General features: G+C 40.8%; 17 protein-coding genes. 11 read left to right on the top strand and 6 right to left on the bottom strand.

The annotated features are described in order from the left end of the window. Position 1 precedes the first annotated feature (1 nt). From ACSSVW_RS07845 to ACSSVW_RS07825, 5 genes are read left to right on the top strand one after another with little or no spacing between them, the layout of a single operon-like run. Positions 2-1,957, top strand: coding sequence for a heme lyase CcmF/NrfE family subunit (locus ACSSVW_RS07845; RefSeq protein WP_454179111.1), 1,956 nt, complete (start codon positions 2-4; stop codon positions 1,955-1,957). Further along, positions 1,954-2,526 (top strand): DsbE family thiol:disulfide interchange protein, encoded by a 573-nt coding sequence (locus ACSSVW_RS07840; RefSeq protein ID WP_421419418.1) that lies wholly within the window; start codon positions 1,954-1,956, stop codon positions 2,524-2,526. Before ACSSVW_RS07845 ends, ACSSVW_RS07840 begins: the two co-directional genes overlap by 4 nt. Then, positions 2,523-2,984, top strand: a complete 462-nt coding sequence (locus ACSSVW_RS07835) for a cytochrome c-type biogenesis protein (RefSeq protein ID WP_036970035.1) — start codon at positions 2,523-2,525, stop codon at positions 2,982-2,984. Before ACSSVW_RS07840 ends, ACSSVW_RS07835 begins: the two co-directional genes overlap by 4 nt. Continuing rightward, positions 2,985-4,247 (top strand): c-type cytochrome biogenesis protein CcmI, encoded by a 1,263-nt coding sequence (gene ccmI, locus ACSSVW_RS07830; protein WP_454179110.1) that lies wholly within the window; start codon positions 2,985-2,987, stop codon positions 4,245-4,247. A gap of 9 nt (positions 4,248-4,256) precedes the next feature. After that, the gene (locus ACSSVW_RS07825) at positions 4,257-4,988 is read left to right on the top strand and encodes an MlaA family lipoprotein (RefSeq protein WP_036970030.1); all 732 of its coding nucleotides are present in this window, start codon (positions 4,257-4,259) and stop codon (positions 4,986-4,988) included. A gap of 66 nt (positions 4,989-5,054) precedes the next feature. On the opposite strand, the gene ACSSVW_RS07820 is transcribed toward ACSSVW_RS07825, so the two are convergent. Further along, positions 5,055-6,278: an EAL and HDOD domain-containing protein gene (locus tag ACSSVW_RS07820; RefSeq protein WP_036970026.1), complete on the bottom strand. Its 1,224-nt coding sequence runs from the start codon at positions 6,276-6,278 to the stop codon at positions 5,055-5,057. A 376-nt stretch (positions 6,279-6,654) separates the two neighbouring features. On the opposite strand from ACSSVW_RS07820, the gene putP reads away from it, so the two are divergent. Beyond that, entirely contained in the window at positions 6,655-8,166 is a 1,512-nt protein-coding gene (putP, locus tag ACSSVW_RS07815; RefSeq protein ID WP_065978762.1) for a sodium/proline symporter PutP, read from the top strand. A gap of 137 nt (positions 8,167-8,303) precedes the next feature. Here the strand turns inward: putP and ACSSVW_RS07810 are convergent, their stop codons facing one another. Next, a complete protein-coding gene (locus ACSSVW_RS07810; RefSeq protein ID WP_454179109.1) occupies positions 8,304-8,612 on the bottom strand; it encodes a YebG family protein in 309 nt (102 codons plus the stop codon). 250 nt (positions 8,613-8,862) lie between these two features. On the opposite strand from ACSSVW_RS07810, the gene ACSSVW_RS07805 reads away from it, so the two are divergent. Then, positions 8,863-9,156 carry a ComEA family DNA-binding protein gene (locus ACSSVW_RS07805; RefSeq protein WP_065978764.1) on the top strand — a complete coding sequence of 98 codons (294 nt, stop codon included), beginning with the start codon at positions 8,863-8,865 and terminating at the stop codon, positions 9,154-9,156. Positions 9,157-9,181: 25 nt separating this feature from the next. On the opposite strand, the gene ACSSVW_RS07800 is transcribed toward ACSSVW_RS07805, so the two are convergent. The 3 genes from ACSSVW_RS07800 to ACSSVW_RS07790 form a co-directional block, all read right to left on the bottom strand. Then, a complete protein-coding gene (locus ACSSVW_RS07800) occupies positions 9,182-9,484 on the bottom strand; it encodes a DUF6170 family protein (protein WP_036970014.1) in 303 nt (100 codons plus the stop codon). Then, positions 9,484-10,002 (bottom strand): disulfide bond formation protein DsbB, encoded by a 519-nt coding sequence (gene dsbB / locus ACSSVW_RS07795; protein ID WP_074988668.1) that lies wholly within the window; start codon positions 10,000-10,002, stop codon positions 9,484-9,486. The genes ACSSVW_RS07800 and dsbB overlap by 1 nt, the downstream gene beginning before the upstream one ends. A gap of 144 nt (positions 10,003-10,146) precedes the next feature. Continuing rightward, positions 10,147-11,298 (bottom strand): chorismate mutase, encoded by a 1,152-nt coding sequence (locus tag ACSSVW_RS07790; protein WP_036970008.1) that lies wholly within the window; start codon positions 11,296-11,298, stop codon positions 10,147-10,149. A 333-nt stretch (positions 11,299-11,631) separates the two neighbouring features. On the opposite strand from ACSSVW_RS07790, the gene ACSSVW_RS07785 reads away from it, so the two are divergent. Continuing rightward, positions 11,632-14,637: a bifunctional diguanylate cyclase/phosphodiesterase gene (locus tag ACSSVW_RS07785; RefSeq protein WP_118844097.1), complete on the top strand. Its 3,006-nt coding sequence runs from the start codon at positions 11,632-11,634 to the stop codon at positions 14,635-14,637. An 11-nt stretch (positions 14,638-14,648) separates the two neighbouring features. Here the strand turns inward: ACSSVW_RS07785 and ACSSVW_RS07780 are convergent, their stop codons facing one another. Next, entirely contained in the window at positions 14,649-14,978 is a 330-nt protein-coding gene (locus ACSSVW_RS07780; RefSeq protein ID WP_036970005.1) for an SUI1 family translation initiation factor, read from the bottom strand. Between the two features lie 133 nt (positions 14,979-15,111). On the opposite strand from ACSSVW_RS07780, the gene ACSSVW_RS07775 reads away from it, so the two are divergent. Genes ACSSVW_RS07775 through ACSSVW_RS07765 form a run of 3 tightly spaced genes read left to right on the top strand, consistent with a single transcriptional unit; the run spans position 15,112 to position 17,792 of the window. After that, positions 15,112-15,417: an STAS domain-containing protein gene (locus ACSSVW_RS07775; RefSeq protein ID WP_036970002.1), complete on the top strand. Its 306-nt coding sequence runs from the start codon at positions 15,112-15,114 to the stop codon at positions 15,415-15,417. After that, entirely contained in the window at positions 15,417-17,087 is a 1,671-nt protein-coding gene (locus tag ACSSVW_RS07770; RefSeq protein ID WP_065978766.1) for an ATP-binding SpoIIE family protein phosphatase, read from the top strand. Before ACSSVW_RS07775 ends, ACSSVW_RS07770 begins: the two co-directional genes overlap by 1 nt. 45 nt (positions 17,088-17,132) lie before the next feature. Then, complete coding sequence (locus ACSSVW_RS07765) at positions 17,133-17,792, top strand: GAF domain-containing protein (RefSeq protein ID WP_036969998.1); 660 nt, start codon at positions 17,133-17,135, stop codon at positions 17,790-17,792. The last annotated feature ends 22 nt before the right edge of the window (positions 17,793-17,814 follow it).

Raw genomic sequence — 17,814 nt, 5'->3', positions numbered from 1 at the left:
TATGATCCCAGAACTCGGTTATTTTTCACTCACACTGGCCATGGTGCTCAGTGTCTTATTGTGTATTTTTCCATTGTGGGGTGCTCATACTGGTAATTTACGCCTGATGCGTGCTGCGCCCTCACTGGCAGTGGGCCAGTTTGTGTTTGTACTGCTCTCTTTTGCTGCGCTTATTTATGCCAGTTTAACTGATGATTTTACCGTTTCGTACGTAGCCTACCACTCAAGTAGCACCTTACCTTGGTATTACAAAATTACCTCGACGTGGGGGGGCCATGAAGGCGCTATTTTGTTGTGGTTAGTGATGCAAGCAGGGTGGACTGCGGTTGTTGCAATGCGTTCTAAATCATTGCCTTGGGTATTACGTGCGCGTGTACTGGGTGTTTTAGGCTTTTTAGGCGTGGGCTTTATGCTTTACACCTTGTTAATGTCGAGTCCATTTGAACGATTACTGCCTTATTTCCCAGTTGAAGGGCGAGATTTGAATCCACTTCTTCAAGACCCTGGCATGATTATCCACCCGCCATTACTTTACATGGGCTATGTGGGTTTATCAGTGTCATTCGCGTTTGCGATTGCTGCACTCCTTACCGGCAAGCTTGATAATACGTGGGCAAAATGGTCTCGACCTTGGACAATGACAGCGTGGGGCTTTTTAACGTTTGGTATTACTATCGGCAGTTGGTGGGCATACTCAGAACTAGGCTGGGGTGGCTGGTGGTTCTGGGATCCAGTGGAAAATGCCTCGTTAATGCCGTGGCTTGTTGCCACCGCGTTATTGCACTCATTATCGACCACAGAAAAGCGTGGTGTATTTAAGTCGTGGACAGTACTACTGGCAATAGCTGCGTTTTCATTGAGCCTATTAGGCACCTTTATTGTGCGTTCAGGCATTATTGTTTCTGTGCATGCGTTTGCCTCAGACCCTAATCGCGGTATGTTCATATTGGCCTTTTTAGCGATTGTTGTTGGTGGCGGGTTGAGCCTGTATGCACTGCGCGTTTCTCAAGTGAAAAGTGAAGGGCGTTATAAGTTTGCATCACGCGAAGTGGCACTGTGGCTTAATAATATCTTTCTCGTTGTAGCGACTTTAATCGTTCTGTTAGGTACGTTGTTACCTATGATCCATAAAGAGCTTGGTTTAGGCAGTATCTCTATTGGTGAACCATTCTTTAACAAAATGTTTGCTATTTTACTTGTTCCATTCGCTATTTTAATGGGAATTGGGCCGCTACTACGATGGAAACAAAATAAGTGGTCAATGCTACAAAATAAGCTTGCGTTATCAGCAGTGGTCAGTGTTGTTGCAACTGCTACATGGCTGTACTCAAGCTATGATGTTGTGGCGCCAATCACGTTTATAGCCACAACGCTGGCGATATGGATTTTTGTCACAACGCTTGTTGATTTAGTGTCAAAAGTGACTATTCACACGACCTTGTCTGAGGGCTTTAAACGTCTAGGCTTGAGTTATTGGGCAATGGTATTGGGTCATGTTGGTTTAGCATTTGTAATTGCAGGCGTTACCTTAACCTCAGCGTACTCAGTTGAGCGCGATGTATCGATGAAGCCGGGTGATAAAGTCGCGCTTAATGAATACCAGTATCGTTTTGACGGTGTTAAAGCAATCCGTGGTGCGAATTACAGTGGTCATGCAGGTGTGGTGACCGTGTTTAAAAACGACAAGCAAGTAACCGTCTTACATGCAGAAAAACGTCGTTACGACATTGGCATGCAATTTATGACAGAAGCTGCGGTTGATGCAGGGTTTACTCGTGACTTGTATTTAGCGCTTGGTGAGCAACTTAGCCAAGGCGCGTGGTCGTTGCGTATTTACCACAAACCGTTTGTTCGTTGGATGTGGCTCGGTGGTGTTTTAATTTCACTCGCGGGTTTCTTAGTCTTAGGCGATAAGCGTTACCGTCAAAAATCATTGAATGAGGAGGCCGCAGCATGAACCGAAAGTTGTTAGCATTAGCGCCTTTGCTGGTTTTTGTTTTACTGTGCGTATTTTTGTACCAAGGCTTATTTGCTAATCCACGTGAGTTGCAAACAGGGCGCATTGGTCAAGCGATGCCTACTTTTAATTTGCCTGATTTAATGGATGAGTCTAAACGTTGGACAGACACTGATTTAAAAGGTGAGGTGTATCTTCTTAACGTATGGGGCACATGGTGCCCAACCTGTTTGGCTGAATTAGGCTACTTAACTGAGCTGAGAGAACAAGGCGTTAAAATTATCGGCTTGTACTATGAGCAAGGTTATGACCCTGACTTTGACGGTCAATTTGATATTAATGCGTTACGTGACGATGTCACGAGTATGCTCAATCGTGCTGGCGACCCATACCAGTTTAATATTTTAGACTTAAAACGCACCTTGGCTCTCGACTTAGGTGTATCGGGTGCCCCCGAAACCTTTTTAGTTAATAAACAAGGTACTATTTTACTTCACCATACTGGCGATATTAACCCGCGTGTATGGCGAGCTAAGTTTGCACCGTTAATGCAGGAGCTACAGCAATGAGGTGGGTGATTTTTTTAGTAAGCTTGCTGATCACGGTGAGTGCTTTTGCAGAGCAAGATAAATATCAATTTGATAATAACGAACAAGCAGCGCGTTTTAGTGAGTTAACGAAAGAGCTGCGTTGTCCTAAGTGCCAAAATCAAAATATTGCCGATTCAGATGCCGTTGTGGCAAAGGATCTCCGTGATAAAGTGTTGGCGCTCGTTAAAGATGGCAAAACCAAAGAGGAAGTGATTGATTACATGATTGATCGCTATGGCTATTTTGTTCACTACGATCCACCTGTTACACCAGCAACTTTAGTGTTGTGGGTGTTACCTGTATTGATTGTGGTGCTGGGTTTTGGCTTTATTGTTTTGCGTCAACGTAAAGCGTCAGTTAAACAAACTTGGACAACAGAAGACGAAGCGTTACTCGCTAAGTTAATTGAACAAAATCAACGTCAGGAGCAAAACTAAATGGCATTAATGTGGGCTTCTTTTGTTTTACTCACACTGATTGCATTGCTGTTTGTTGTGGTGCCGTTTTTTAAACGCGAACGTATTCAACGCCTTGATCACAATGCAAACTCGGAATTGATCCGAATTTATTACCAACGTTTAGAAGAATTGAAAGCTGATTTAGACAACCAGCGTATTGATAAAAATATGCACGGTGAATCGGTTATTGAGTTAAAGCGTCGTTTATTAAACGAGCTTTCGCCAGAAAAAGCACTGAATAGTAAAGGTAATAATCGTATTTTTGCACTAACCGGAGCCGTGTTTTTAATTACATTAACGGTTATTTTCTACAGCTACACCGGCAGCCAGCAACAGATTAAAGGCTGGCACGATGCCATGGCAAACTTAAAGTCATATGGTGAGCGTGCAGTAATGCAAAGTGGTGAGCCTTTGACAGCAAATGAGCTACAAGCGTTTGCGTTAGCACTGCGTACTAAGCTTGATCAAAGCGGTGACGATGAAGTGGCTTGGATGCTGCTTGGACGTGTTGCTATGTCGTTGAATGAGTTCGACATGGCGATGCAGTCATTTGATAAAGTGTTGAAAATGAATCCTGATAACAAACAAGTGCTGATCAGTTACTCTCAGGTACTTTTAATGGAAGGCAGTGACGCAAACATGTCACGTGCTGCAAAAATGTTATCTCGCGTGCTCAAGGCTGAACCCACCAATATCGATGCTATTTCATTGTTAGCACTTATTGCGTATGAGCGTAAGGATTGGTTGCAAGCTAAAACTGCATTCGAAGTGTTACTTGCTAGTATGGAGCAAAATGATCCCCGTTATCCAATGATTGCGGAGCGTATTGCTGAAATTGATGCACATTTAAATAATGAGCAACAAGTCGCAAGCGCTGGTGCAGTCAATGATAGTAACAGCGAGATTAAAATCACGGTCAATTTAGATGAATCACTTAGCAATAAACAACCTGAAAATGGCACTTTGTTTATTTTCGCAAAAGCAGCCAGTGGTCCACAAATGCCATTAGCTGTTGTGAAAATGACCGAGTATAGCTTTCCACTTGAGGTGACCCTCAGTGATAGTAATGCCATGGTTGATGGTTTAAATTTATCGAGTGTCGATAAAATTATTTTAACCGCGCGTTTATCAAAAGATGAGACTGTGGTAACTTCTAGCGGCGAGTTGGAAGGCAATTCGGATGTCTTAGAGCGTAAAAACGTTAAAGAATACGCGTTGCTAATTAATGAGTTAATACCGTAAGGATAGCCGATGTTTAGGCACAGTATATTTTTTATCTTTTTTGTAGTGCTAGCAGGATGCGCACAAATTCCTGAAGAAAAAGTTGATGAGCGTGACCCGTTACAGTCATTTAACCGTCCAATGTACGATTTTAATATGGACGTACTCGACGCGTACATTCTTCGCCCTGCAGCGGTTGGTTATGTGGCCGTTACGCCTATGCCTGTTAGACGCAGTATTGTGAATTTTACCGATAATATCACTGCACCAACAGACATGGTAAATGCGGGTCTTCAAGGCAAGCCTGGTAATATGGGAATTAGTCTGGCACGCTTTTTAGTCAATTCAACGGTCGGTTTGTTGGGTCTCTTCGATGTTGCTTCATCACTGGGGTTAGAGATAGTGGATGAAGATTTTGGCCAAACACTGGGTGTTTGGGGAGTTGGTGATGGTGCCTACTTAATGATCCCAGGCATGGGACCAAGTACAGCCCGTAATTTAACTGGTGATGTTGTCGATAACGTCGTATTACCAGAAATAGCCCTGACTACACCGCAAACCGTCTTGGTTTTTGTTTTAAAAGCAGTGGAGGCCCGTGCCTCATTGATAAACCAAGAAAGTTTATTAAATGAGTCGCTCGATCCGTATATCTTCGTAAAAGATGTCTATTTTCAGCGCCAGCTCTATGAGCTTCACGATGGCAATCCCCCCATCGAAAAAGAGCCTGATGACTTTGATGAAGATTTCTTAGAAAATCTTTAAAAAGTATCCCATAAAAAATGCCAGCATGAATGCTGGCATTTTTTATGGAGATGAAGCGGGGTGGTATTAGTCGCCAAACACAGCCATTTGTTCATTCGCCCAGTTAACAGCGTCATGGTATGCATCGGGAACTTCTTCAGGCTTCAGACCAAGTGCTTGCTGTATTTCATTGGCGTTTTGCCAATTAGCTTGCTCATATTGTTTTACCAGGCGTAAATAACTGGCTAAAAGGCCTTCGTCTTTAAGAAGCGCAACTTTAATGTCGTTTGCCAACGGCAACTTATTCATTACGCTAGACATCTCTTCATCTAAAATAGCGTCCATTAAGGACATCATACCGGTTAAAAATGCCATTCCTGTATCACGGAATTTTCCGTGACTGATTGCCAATAACTCTGCAAATCGAGCACGAGTGAGTGATAATCGAATAAGCTCTGCAGGCTTATCAGCAGCCACTTGTGCAGCAAAAAGTAGCGATAAGAAGCGTTTAATTTCTTCACTGCCCAATACAATAAGTGCTTGTTTAATAGTGCTTATTTCTGCACGGCGTTTAAACGCGGCTGAGTTTGAGTAACGTAATAATTTATAAGATAAATTAACATCACGCTCAAAGACTTCAGTGATTTTCTTAAGGTTTAGATCAACACTCGATGTTTCGTATAAAAGCTCAGCAAGTGCCATCTCTGAAGGAGGCAGCGTTTTACTTTGTACCATTTCAGGTTTTGAAAAAAAGAAACCTTGGAAATAACTAAACCCTAGGTCGAGAGCAAGTTGATACTTTTCGTGGGTTTCTACTTTTTCAGCAAGTAATTTTATATGAGGGAAAGGCTTTATTGCCTCAATTACCTCTTTAATTGACTCGGCCTCGGAGCTTAAAAAGTCGATTTTAATAATATCGATAAACGGATAAAAATGACGCCAAACAGGTTGATGAATATAGTCATCAAGGGCAAGTGTATAGCCTTTTTCTTTTAAATCTTTGACTAAAGCAAGCAGGCGTTTTCCAGGTTGAATTGTTTCAAGGATTTCGACAACAACGTGGTCTTTACCTAATAACAGCGGATAGCCTTTTTGTAAGGTGTCTAAAGTAAAGTTAATAAAAGCGGGTTTATTGTCGGTTAAATCTTCTAAGCCGAAATTAAACTGGCTCCCTTCAATAAGCCGTGAAGTTGCTTCATCGCCATCGATGTCTGGAAACACATTATCTACACCATCCCGAAAGAGGAGCTCGTAGCCTATGAGTTTCTTTTCCTTATCTAAAATCGGTTGGCGCGCAGCGTAAAAATACATAATTGAAGCAAGTCCACATCTGTTAATTCATTTCCTTCCCGCAATATATTGCATTGAGCTTAAAATAGCATTAGTTAAATAAATTTTATGCGGGAAACGTAATTTTATTCTCTTGTTCAAGACCTTAAGACTAAGATAAATTGTGCTTAAATTCTATAACTTGAATTAAATATCAGAAAAATTGTTAGCAAACCGTTGTTATTGTAAATTATACAGCTCATCGGCTTAATTGGAGTTGTGGGGCACAAGCATGATATAGTCGTGTGTGATACCGGCTTTTATCCCAATAATGTCTTAAAACTAAGTAACTTGCGAGTCATTATTTGGATTAGAAGCCTACATTGATTAATTTTTGGAGGCTGATTTGGAAACAGGAATGATAATTTCGTTAGCATTGTACTTCATTGTTATGTTGGGAATAGGGCTTTATGCCTATAAGCAATCAACTGACGATGTATCGGGTTATATGCTAGGTGGGCGTAATTTATCACCCAGTGTAGCTGCGTTATCGGCAGGTGCGTCTGACATGAGTGGTTGGCTGTTAATGGGCCTGCCAGGTGCAATGTATTTATTTGGTTTAAGTAAAGTTTGGATTGCAATAGGGCTCGTATTAGGTGCTTGGGCAAACTATTTCCTCGTAGCGCCGCGATTACGTGTGTATACCGAAAAGGCGAATGACTCGATTACTATCCCAGACTACTTCGCTAATCGATTCGATGATAATAAGAATATTCTTCGCGTTATTTCTGCCATTGTGATCATTGTTTTCTTTACTCTTTATACCTCATCAGGTGTTGTTGCCGGTGGTAAATTATTCGAAAACTCATTTAATATGAGCTACGAAATGGGGCTCTATATCACCACGGGTGTTGTGGTTGTGTATACCTTGTTTGGTGGATTTCTTGCAGTAAGTTTAACGGATTTTGTGCAAGGCTGTATTATGTTTATTTCGTTATTAGCTGTGCCTATTGCGACTTTTACAATGCTTGATCAGCCTTTCATGGATACCTTGGCTAATGCTCGCTACGACCTCTTATTAAGCTCACCCAAAGAAACAGAAATTCATGCACTTAACATGATGGATTGGTTTGCAGGTGGCTCGACAATTGCGATTATTTCGGCAATGGCTTGGGGCTTAGGTTATTTTGGTCAGCCACATATTATTGTTCGCTTTATGTCAGTGCGCTCTGTTAAAGATATGCCTACCATGCGTCGTATTGGTATGTCTTGGATGACATTGTCTGCAATTGGTGCTGTATTTACTGGTTTATTCGGTGCGGCTTATATGCTTGAAAACCAAATGCCAATCGACGATAAAGAAACAATTTTCTTAGTTTTATCTGAACTCATTTTCCACCCACTGATCGCAGGTTTTCTCCTAGCTGCAATTTTAGCAGCGATTATGAGTACTATTTCTTCGCAGTTATTAGTGTGTTCGAGCTCTTTGACTGAGGATTTTTATAAAATTTACCTGAATCGCGACGCGTCTCAAAAAGAGTTGGTATTAATTGGTCGTGTTAGTGTGATGTTGGTTGCCGTTTTTGCTATCTACTTAGCTTATGACCGTGATAACTCTATATTAGATTTAGTGAGCAATGCATGGGCAGGGTTTGGTGCTGCATTTGGACCGTTAGTGTTGCTTAGCCTTTATTGGAGACGAATGAACCTACAAGGGGCAATAGCGGGAATGGTTGTGGGCGCTGCGACAGTGCTGTTTTGGATTTATGCACCGATTACGATTGATGGTGAAAAGTTAAGTGCCATTATTTATGAAATTGTACCGGGCTTTATCTTATCAAGTATTGCCATTGTGGTCGTTAGCTTGAATACATCAGAGCCAAAACAAGAAATTACACAATTATTTGATGAAGTTGAATCGTCACTTTAGGACGCTAAGTGTCATTCTTTAGAATGTAATTAAAAAGGGCAACATAAGTTGCCCTTTTTTGTGTTAATTTTTTTAACTCTACTTTAAGAGTGACCGGTTACTTTGATGAATAATATCCGCTGCTAAAGTAAGGGATATTAACTGGCTGCTTTTTCTTTTATATCAGCGACTTTATCTGTGTCAGCTGATTTGACTTTTTTCGGTTTGCTAGGCAGTTCTTTAGCGCCTTTTAGTACAGCCATAAATTGGTCTTTTTCTTTTGCTATTTCAAGGGCTAGAGATTCAATTTGTTGCTCACTTAATGGTACATCTACCTTCTCAAGCATGAGCTCTAACGACTCAGCGATGTCGAGCATTTTATCGTACGCATCAGCTTCTTTTTTGGTAGTAAACGTCATGCGCTCGACTCCGTTTCTTTCTACAACATATTTAACAACAACAGCCATGATTTCTCCTGCATTCAAGCGTGGCATTTGCAGCGTGTAATCGCTACTTTGATTACTGTTTTTATATACAGTAATCGTTTGGGGCCGAATTTGCAAGCTGCGTGTGTGTATTTTTTATGACATTAATTTGACAAAAAGGCATAAATTGACTTTATTTAGTTTGTCACCAAATTAGTGACGAATGTAATGGAATTAGTGTTCGGTGACGAGACTATTTAACAGTCCACGTAAGGACATCATGGAGGAAACAATGAAGTTATTATCAAGTTTACTATTTGCAGCAAGTCTTGCATTACTGCCGGCGACTCAGGCACTCGCTGAAAAACCAGCTGAGTCAGTGCAAACAAAAATTCAAAAAGTGAGTATCAATAAAGCCACTGTAGAGCAACTTTCTCAGTTACCTGGCATTGGTAAATCGAAGGCTCAAGCCATTGTTGAGCATCGTAAGAATCAAGGCCCATTTAAATCAGTTAAGCAACTGAAAGAGGTTAAGGGGATTGGTGATAAATTATTCGCTAAAATAGAAGGAAAAATTTCGCTTTAACTAAATAGTAATTTAAACAGGGCGTCTATTCGCCCTGTTTAAACTCTTGTATCGCTTTTCGCAGGTGAGGTTGAGCGAACATATTTTCAACCGGCGTTGTGATTAATGGGTAGCTTAATCCCGCTAATAATAACCAAGGTAAAAGCATCCAACCTTCAAAGTAGGCAAGGCCTAGAAACAAGGGCGCTAAAAATGCCAGTTTGCACACAGATAAAACGATTTTATGCATTGGGCTTAAGTGGCTCAGTGCAATTGCTATTATCTGCTGACGCTGCCTTACTTTAAAGGTCTTTAATTCAGGAATTTGACTGCTAAAAAAGTAAATCATTACAGTGACTTTTTGACTAGTAAGCGGCTTGCTAAAACCCCGACAAAAACAATTGAATATGCGGCAAAGATGACTTCCATCCATGCGGGCATACTCATTGACGCAAATTGCCAATCAATGTTGCCACAGTCTCCTGTTGCTGCGAAAAAGTGCGGGATCCATTCATGTAGGGGCATGAAACTAGGAAAATTTGGCTCAAACGCACAGCTAAATGCAAATGGATCTGTGTTGTTTTGCATAGCAATGTGCTCTTTTGCGATAAAGTAGCCCCAAATGGCAGAGACTCCCCACGTTGCAAAGGCGATTAATCGGTAGGTTACAGCGTGTGGGTTTATTGCTCCAATGATACCCGCGGCTAAGAGACCAAGCATCGCTGTGCGTTGGTATATGCACATAATACAGGGTTCTAGACCCATATTATATTGAAAAAACAGGGCTGTTATTTCAAATGCGAGTGCCGTTAAGGCTAATAATACCCAAGGGGTTCTTTTGTTTGCTAACTCAGCTAACCAACTCATGAAAAATCTCATTTCTAATTGTTTTCAAGATTATGCTTAGGGACTGCGCAGGGTGCAAGTGCCTGCGATGAATATTCGTAAAAACAACGCAGATAAATAGTAAAGGAGCCAACGGCTCCTTTACTTAATGTGTATGAATGAAGGTTAAACACTCACAGCTTGTAGAGATTCACTTTGATAACAACCCAGTACGCGTGTGTATTGGGTATGCTCTTTTAGCTCTTCTAGCGCTTGTTTTACATGTGCATCATCTAGGTTTGCTTCTAAATCAACGTAAAACACTTCTTCCCATGGATTTCCTGGCACTGGTCGAGACTCTAGTTTTACAAGGTTAATTTGATGGTGTTTAAATATCATTAAGGCATCTGCAAGCGAACCTGCTTGCTGTTTAGTTGCCATAATCAAACTTGTTTTAGTGGGGATTTGTTTAGAGACTTGCAATGGTTTACGTGCAACAACAATAAAGCGGCTGTGGTTTTCACTTTGGTTTGCAAGTCCAGACTTAACAACCTCGAGGCCAACATTTTTACCCGCTTGAGCAGAGCCAATGGCCGCACTATTCGGGTTCTCAACTGCGGATTGTAGCGCGTGAAATGTCGAATCACAGGTTTCATGTTGGATATCACCGAGCCCTTGCACAAAACGACTGCACTGTGCGAAAGGTTGTGGATGCGCATATATTTTATTGATGTGTGAAAGCTCAGTGCCCGGTATTGCAAGTAAACAATGCTCAACACTGTGAGTGACTTCACCTACAATAGAAACTTGGGCGTGTTGTAATAAATCAAAGACTTCATTGATACTGCCCGAACTTGTGTTTTCAATTGGTAACAAGCCAAAGTCGGCTTGGCCATTTTCAACTTTCCCCGTGATTTGCTCAAAGCTCGAGCAGCCTATTTCTATGACCTTACCCGGGCGGCGGCTAAAGTATTTATGACACGCTAATTGGCTGTATGAGCCCTGACCACCTAAATATGCCACACGATGCGTTTCGCTCATTGCATCTGGGTTCAGGCTTTTTTGTAACATGGCCTGTTGATTTAATACGGAGTCTTCCAAAATAGTCTGGAACACATTATTAATGTAGTAGGCGTCTAACCCCAGCGACTTTCCATAGCTTATTAGCTTTTCAAGCAATGCTTGTTCGCGGGCTTCATCGCGAATGGGTTTATTGTTGGCAATTTTATATTCAACAACACTGTGACTAATACGTCGTCGTTTTGCGAGTAATACTAATAAATCGGAATCTATTTCATTGATATCGTGTCGTAACGCATTTAATGCATCGTTGCTCATGTTGGTTTCCTCATTCCAAAACAGTGCACAAACAAAAAAGCCTCCCAAGAGGGAGGCTTTAGCTATTCGGTGAATTTATCTCGCAAACAGTTAAGCCTCCTCTATCTAAAGAAGCTAAAAAACGAAAAATAAGTGCGAGAAATAATGTGTTTCATCCAGTTAATGTAAGAAGTGTCGTTTATAAAGTCAACAGCATATCGAAGGAATTTGCAAAACACATGGATTAGTTATGAAAATTCATCAATCTTCATAAAAAATTTATAAATCTAAAAATGAATCTGGTATATTTGTTTTTGGATAATAAATAATAACAATTATTAATAAGGTAGTCCTGTGGTGTATCGACGCCCGCCATCTCGTTTTGGTGTGAATTCGTTAAGTATGAAGCTATCGCTGCTGATTTCTGCAATTTGTTTAATTGCGGGTATTTGTGCAGCGGCATTAATGCTTAAATCAGAAGAAAAACAGCTCGTTTTTGAAGAACACGAACTTTTAAAGCATTCGAGTGAACGCTTAAGTCGTCAATTTAACGGCTTGATAAAAACAAAAACAAATATTGCTGAACAAGCGAATAATGTCGTTACTAGCCAGTTATTACTTAACGAGTCTCACTTGCAAAGTAATCACAATGCCGATATTAAATTTGCTGTTGATGGCAGCATACGCAGTACGTCTGCAGATGGACTCTCCGCCGCTTTTATTCCTCAAGATAACTATTCCGCTTTTTATAAAAGGCTGATTAACGATTCCGAGTCATTATGGAAAATAGTGTCACCGACACTTATTCAAGATTTCTTTAATTTTTATTTAGTCAGTAAAGATAATTTTATACGTATCGCGCCACCAAACTGGGCACTCAATGTACCTGCTGAGTTTGATTTTACAAAAGGCGAAACATTTAACTACGCACAAGAAGCATTAAACCCAAGCCGAGAAGCAGTCTGGTCAAAAGTTTACTACGACACCATTTGGCATAAATGGGTGGTGAGTGTATTGGTTCCGGTTTACCACAATAATGAATTTTTTGGTGTCACAGGCAGTGATATTGCGCTAGAAACCTTACTTGCTCAATTACCAATAGGTGATCGCGAGCAACATTTATTTGTGTTTGATGCAAAAGGACAGTTACTTGCGCATCCCGACTTAGATAAATCGACATTAGAAGAATATGGTCGCGAAGGTAAAAAACTACTGACAAAAGACTTTGTTAATGCGGATTTACAAACGCTCGTCTCAGAGACTATTCGTTCTAAATTACCTGAATCTGCAAATTCATTTGTGCAAGGCGGCGAAACACACATTATCAATATTCGTAAAGTAGAAGGCCTTAACTGGTACATTGGTATTTATAAAAAGCGTTCTTCGGCGTTGTCTGCCTTAGAAGAGTTAAAAGTTAAGTTTTTTGGACTGTTTATTTTATATGCCATCTTAGTCGCACTGTTGTTACATCAAGCGCTTTACCAGCTTGTTCTGCGCCGTATCCACTCGTTAGTTAATGCCGTTGTCAGCTTTGGCAAAGGGCAATTGCAAACAGAGTTTCCGTACGCAAATAAAGATGAGATTGGCACCCTCAATGGCTCATTTAAAGATATGGCGATAGAAATCAGAAAGCTAATTGATGGTTTAAATCAGCGTATCAGTGAAAAAGAAATTGCCGAAAAAGCGGCTAACCGATTATCAAAAGCGGTGGCATTCTCTGGAACCGGTGTTGTCATCACCAACCAAGATTTTGAAATTGAGTACGTCAATCCGAAAATGGTTGAGATGACTGGGTTTGAAGAGCGCTACTTTATTGGCTCGCCTTTAATGAGCATCATATCGCAAGAAATGGCCATTTTGGTTGACGACATAGATGTTGATTTAAGAAGCCGAAATTATTGGCGTGGCGATACACTGTTACAAGCCAATGAGCGCCAATCTGTATGGGTGTCATTAAGTATTTCGCCGATTCGTGAAGATGGCGGAAAAATTACCAGTTATGTTGCATCAGCGCAGGATATTTCGTTTGTAAAAGAAAGCCAACGTAAGATGGAGCAGTTAGCTTATTTCGATACACTAACCGGACTTGCCAACCGAACGTTCTTTAGAATGCAACTACGTAAATCGATGGCGCTTGCAGAGCGTGGGCATTATGCGTTTGCGTTATTTTATTTTGACCTAGATGAATTTAAGCGAATTAACGACACTTTAGGTCACGATGCTGGCGATCAGTTATTGGTCGAAGTGGCTAACCGTTTGAAAAAACGTTTACGCACAGAAGATACGATTGCCCGACTCGGGGGCGATGAATTTGCCGTACTGTTAAGTGGTATTGAGCATCAAACACATGCAATGGAAGTGGCAAATACGATTCAAAGAACGCTCAATGAGCCAATCAAACTTGGTAATAATGAAGTGATTATCAGTGCGAGTATAGGCATTACAATGGCACCATTTGATAGCCAAGAAGAAGATCAATTACTTAAACATGCCGATTTGGCTATGTATGAGGCGAAAGCAAAAGGACGAAATACTTTCCACTTCTACAGCCAAGAATTAAATGCCGCTGCGAATGAACGGTTGTTCATTGAAAATGAGCTACGTAATGGCATTCGTGAGCGTCAGTTTGAGGTTTATTATCAACCTCAAGTTGATAGCCGAAACCAGCAAGTGGTTGGCTATGAAGCGCTTATTCGTTGGTTCCACCCTAAAGAAGGCATGATCCCACCGACTAAGTTTATTCCGATTGCAGAGGCAACCGGTTTAATTGTTGAATTAGGGGCGTGGGTTCTTCAAGAAGCGTGTGAGTTTGCTGCGCGCTTAGCGAGTAAAAACCTAAAAAATAATATTTCAATCAACTTATCGGCACGCCAGTTTAAAGACGCTAATTTGGTTTCGACACTCGATAAGATCATTAAACAAACAGGGGTTGAGCCTAAGCGACTTCATTTAGAATTAACTGAAAGTATGTTGATGGGGCATGTTGAAGCGGCAATTTTGCAGTTGCATCAGCTTAAAGCATTGGGCGTATCAATCTCTATTGACGATTTTGGCACAGGTTATTCATCGCTGAGTTACTTGAAACGTTTTCCTGTTGATATTCTCAAAGTCGACCGCTCATTTGTAAAAGATATCCCTGAGGATACCAATGACATGGAAATCACCGCGGCGATTATTGCTATGGCGCAAAAGTTAAAGCTTAATGTTGTTGCTGAAGGTGTCGAAACGATAGAGCAAGTTGAGTTTTTACAAAACAACAACTGCTATATTGTACAGGGTTACTATTACAGTAAGCCGGTGTCTGAAGCGCAGCTGCCAGCACTTTTTGAGCGCTTAAGCCATATAGAAGACGTTAATTAAAAGGGGGCTTTTTAGCCCCCTGCGATTTTAACTTTAAATTTGAGCGCTTCGAGAATCGCTTTAAGCTTTTCTCGGTCGTCGCCTTGAACCTCAATAATACCGTCTTTTACTGCACCGCCTTGGCCCATTTTACTTTTAATGGTTTTGGCGAGCTTTTTAAGATCATGTTGTTCAGCGTCAATGCCAACAACAAGCATGACACCTTTGCCTTTACGTCCTTTGGTTTGACGTTCAATGCGAAGGAAGCCATCTTTAAACACCTTACTTTGCAAAGGCTTTGTTTCTTTAGGTTGCTCAATGCGTCCAGTGGCTGTTGAATAAACTAGATTATTATCGCTCATAGTGGATCTCGTTATAAAAGCTTGCCTAAATGATAACAAATTTCCTCTTAAGTGTTTTAATTTTTGGCTTATTTCTTCTAAGCAGTTATATTTAGATATGTCTTAGAAAAGATTTGTTTATTAGGAGTTTATTATGAGTTTGACGCGCAGCACTTCTGCTGATGGCGCTATTTTAACTGTACAAATCAAAGGAAAGTTTGATTTTAATCTGGTGCAATCTTTTCGTCAGGCATACGCTGACTTAAGCGATAACATAAATAAGATTGTAATCGATTTAAGAGAAACTGATTACATGGATAGCTCTGCGCTGGGTATGTTACTAAATATGAAAAAAAACCTTACGGGAAAAGTTGATAATATTCAAATTAGTAATTGTCAGCCGCAGCTAAAAAAGATTCTGCAAATTTCTCGTTTCGATAAAAAGTTCGACATTGATTAATGCTTAATATCCTGGTTGTTGACGATCTTGCTCTAAATCGTCGCATGTTAACCGTGATGTTAGAGCAACAAGGCTATCGAGTTTATAACGCTGAAAATGGCTTGATGGCGCTAAAATTACTGGCAGAGCACAGTATTGATATTGTGCTACTTGATGTCATTATGCCGGTTATGGATGGCTTTGAAACAGCTGCAATAATAAAAGAGCGTTTTAGCCAAGTTTATCTCCCCATTATTTTTATTACGTCGCTTGAAGACGAAGCCAGTTTTGAACGTTGTTTAGCGGTAGGCGGAGATGATTTTCTTCATAAGCCGTTTCAAGAAGTGATTTTAAACGCAAAAATTAAGGCGCACAGCCGAATAAGAAACTTAAGCCAAAAGGCGCGAGAACAAAATTTACAACTTGAGTATCACCAAAATCAAGTTGAACGCGAACACGAAATCGTTGAGCATATCTTTAATAATGCGTTAGAAAATCAAAAGCTATTTACGCAACACCTCGATTTTCATCTTTCACCCGCTGCCATGTTTAATGGTGATATGTTCCTCGTCGCGCAAAGTCCCATAGGCAGTTTATATTGCATGCTTGGGGATTTTACCGGCCATGGCTTAGCGGCTGCAGTTGGGGCCCTGCCAGTATCACGGGTGTTTTATACCATGGTGAGTAAAGGCATGTCAGTGAGTGATATTGCTGCTGAAATTAATGCTGTTTTGGCTAATTTATTACCTGGGCACATGTTCTGTGCTGCGACAATATTAGAGCTTAGCCATTCTGGACGCAGTTTATCTGCGTGGCTTGGCGGCTTACCTGACACCTATATCATTAACGATAAAGGCGAAATTACACGTACCTTAGAGTCCCAGCATATGGCACTGGGAATACTTGAGGGAGATGAATTTGAACGCGGTCTAATACATATCGAAGTCGAGCCAACCTCACGCGTTGTGATGGCTACCGATGGCATTATTGAAACGGCCAATCCTCAAGGTGATTTTTTTAGCGAGACGCGTTTTAAAGAAGCCTTGTGTTCAAAAGAAAACATTACAACAGCGCAGGTGTTAGAGCGGGTAAATAAATTTGCGCAAGGTAACGAACAACAAGACGATTTGAGTTTAGTGCTATTAAATTGTTTACCTGTTCCTGAACCAGAACAAGCGGCAGAGCCTTTTTCTCCTTTACCGTTTAATTTTTCTTTGAGCCTGAATTCAAAACAAATAAAAAGCACAGATCCGGTGTTAGAGGTTGTGGATGTGCTCACCCAAGTAGCGGGCTTGAATGCGCATCGCGCAAATATATTTTTAATATTGTCTGAGGCATACAATAATGCTTTAGATCATGGGGTGTTAGGCTTAGATTCTGAGATTAAAAATCAAGAAGATGGTTTTTTAGTTTATTACCAAGAAAGAGACACCGCACTTGCCACTCTAAGCGACGCTTTAATTATTATTGATATTCGTTATTGCCCAGATAACTTAGCGTTGTATTTTACGGTGTGTGATTCTGGAAATGGCTTTGCTAAGGCGCATGCCTCAGATCAAAGCTTAACGCGAGAGCATGGTAGGGGGTTAAGTTTACTAGGTGAAATAGCCTCTCATATTTCATTTAATGCCGCTGGGAACCAAGTCGAAATTTGTTATCAATTATCCTCATCAAGCACTAGCTCACACTAACAACGCATGTTATGATTCTGCCATTATAGATGTTTGGATGGCTAAATGATTTCAACTTACTTATCAATTGCGCAGCTTGATTTACCAGAAAACCTTGTTGCTGAGCAATTATCGTATCTAGAACAATACCTAGCAGATGCAGAGTTACCTGAAGTACGCTGGCAGTATCAAATTCCTGAATTAGGTGAAGGTGGTGCCTGTAGTCTGTTTGGTTATTTACAGGATGAGCCATTCAAGCTGAGTGATTTTGTCGCTAATAACGCAGAGAACACTGCTAAGCTGGCAAAACTACAACAAATTATTGATTTTGTTGTTGAAAAAACTCAGGTGGACTGGTTTGGTATTTATCAAGCGACAGCAACGGATGAAGGTAAGCAGTTATTAAAATTAGTTTACCATGGTGCCCCAAGTCGTCCTTTGTTTCCTATAACAGAGGCCTTTGCTAAAGGCAGTAACAATGTGCAAGTCGCGTTATCTAAGCGTGGCCGAGTTATTAACAATGTTGCTGATTACCTTGCCAAGGGGGGTGAATATTATACGTGTGATCCCAACGTGAAAGCAGAGACATGTTTGCCGCTACTTTCACAACAAAATGAGTGCTTAGGTATTATTGATGCTGAAGCATTTAATAATGATTTCTTTGATAAGCAAACCCTTGCTTTACTGGTGGCTTGTTGTATCAAAATTCCTCAACTCTTGGTCTAATTTAACTAGTAATTAGGCTGGG

This window comes from Pseudoalteromonas sp. MBR-15 (genome assembly GCF_053628915.1).
This window is presented reverse-complemented; position numbering and strand designations above follow the sequence as displayed.

Bases quoted from the DNA above. Each gene is read 5' to 3' on its own strand.
- ACSSVW_RS07780 (WP_036970005.1), bottom strand. From the start codon at position 14,978: ATGAGCGATAATAATCTAGTTTATTCAACAGCCACTGGACGCATTGAG.
- ACSSVW_RS07845 (WP_454179111.1), top strand. From the start codon at position 2: ATGATCCCAGAACTCGGTTATTTTTCACTCACACTGGCCATGGTGCTC.
- ccmI (WP_454179110.1), top strand. From the start codon at position 2,985: ATGGCATTAATGTGGGCTTCTTTTGTTTTACTCACACTGATTGCATTG.
- ACSSVW_RS07840 (WP_421419418.1), top strand. From the start codon at position 1,954: ATGAACCGAAAGTTGTTAGCATTAGCGCCTTTGCTGGTTTTTGTTTTA.
- ACSSVW_RS07805 (WP_065978764.1), top strand. From the start codon at position 8,863: ATGAAGTTATTATCAAGTTTACTATTTGCAGCAAGTCTTGCATTACTG.
- ACSSVW_RS07835 (WP_036970035.1), top strand. From the start codon at position 2,523: ATGAGGTGGGTGATTTTTTTAGTAAGCTTGCTGATCACGGTGAGTGCT.
- dsbB (WP_074988668.1), bottom strand. From the start codon at position 10,002: ATGAGTTGGTTAGCTGAGTTAGCAAACAAAAGAACCCCTTGGGTATTA.
- ACSSVW_RS07800 (WP_036970014.1), bottom strand. From the start codon at position 9,484: ATGATTTACTTTTTTAGCAGTCAAATTCCTGAATTAAAGACCTTTAAA.
- ACSSVW_RS07765 (WP_036969998.1), top strand. From the start codon at position 17,133: ATGATTTCAACTTACTTATCAATTGCGCAGCTTGATTTACCAGAAAAC.
- ACSSVW_RS07770 (WP_065978766.1), top strand. From the start codon at position 15,417: ATGCTTAATATCCTGGTTGTTGACGATCTTGCTCTAAATCGTCGCATG.
- ACSSVW_RS07790 (WP_036970008.1), bottom strand. From the start codon at position 11,298: ATGAGCAACGATGCATTAAATGCGTTACGACACGATATCAATGAAATA.
- putP (WP_065978762.1), top strand. From the start codon at position 6,655: ATGATAATTTCGTTAGCATTGTACTTCATTGTTATGTTGGGAATAGGG.
- ACSSVW_RS07820 (WP_036970026.1), bottom strand. From the start codon at position 6,278: ATGTATTTTTACGCTGCGCGCCAACCGATTTTAGATAAGGAAAAGAAA.
- ACSSVW_RS07810 (WP_454179109.1), bottom strand. From the start codon at position 8,612: ATGGCTGTTGTTGTTAAATATGTTGTAGAAAGAAACGGAGTCGAGCGC.
- ACSSVW_RS07825 (WP_036970030.1), top strand. From the start codon at position 4,257: ATGTTTAGGCACAGTATATTTTTTATCTTTTTTGTAGTGCTAGCAGGA.
- ACSSVW_RS07775 (WP_036970002.1), top strand. From the start codon at position 15,112: ATGAGTTTGACGCGCAGCACTTCTGCTGATGGCGCTATTTTAACTGTA.